Source organism: Nocardia jiangxiensis NBRC 101359, from assembly GCF_000308615.1.
Lineage (GTDB): Bacteria > Actinomycetota > Actinomycetes > Mycobacteriales > Mycobacteriaceae > Nocardia > Nocardia jiangxiensis.
Window position 1 is genome coordinate 1 of the sequence record NZ_BAGB01000008.1, and the last position, 630, is coordinate 630.

The following is a 630-nucleotide window of genomic DNA, read 5'->3' on the forward strand; positions in this document are numbered from 1 at the left end:
GCTGTGCAAGCCCCCGATCAGGGCTTCGTCGACGGCTTCCTTGAGCGGGGCGGACTTACCGCGTCGCCACTGACCGTCGGTGGTGATGACCAGGCGGGCGGCGGCGTCATCGATGCGCTGGCGCAGGGCGCTGGGGGAGAAACCGGCGAACACGACCGAATGGGTCAGGCCCAGGCGCGCGCACGCGAGCATGGACACGATCGCCTCGGGCACCATCGGCATGTAGATCGCGACGCGGTCACCGGCCTGCAAGCCCAGTTCGGTCAGGTAGTTCGCGGCCTGGGAGACCTCGGTCAGCAGCTGTGCGTAGGTGATGGCGCGCGAATCGCCGGGCTCACCCTCCCAGTGGATGGCGACCTGATCGCCGTGGCCGTCGATGACGTGCCGGTCCACGCAGTTGTAGGCGACGTTGAGTTTGCCGTCGCCGAACCAGCGGGCGACCGGAGCGTCGTCCCAGTCCAGGACGCGACTGAAGGGTTCGTGCCAGTGCAGCCGGTGCGCCTGTTCGGTCCAGAACGCGTCGCGGTCCGCGGCGGACCGATCGTACAGGGACGCATCGGCGTTGGCCGCGGCGGCGAATTCCGCGGTCGGCGGATACGCCTTCAGGTGATCAGCGGTGTTCTCGGTCAT

Annotated in this window: 1 protein-coding gene; it reads right to left on the reverse strand. The window is 68.4% G+C overall.

Features of this window, described 5'->3' with window-relative positions:
* On the reverse strand, positions 1 to 630 hold a 630-nt coding region (locus ON40_RS02105), incomplete at both ends, for an AMP-binding protein (RefSeq protein WP_040817889.1).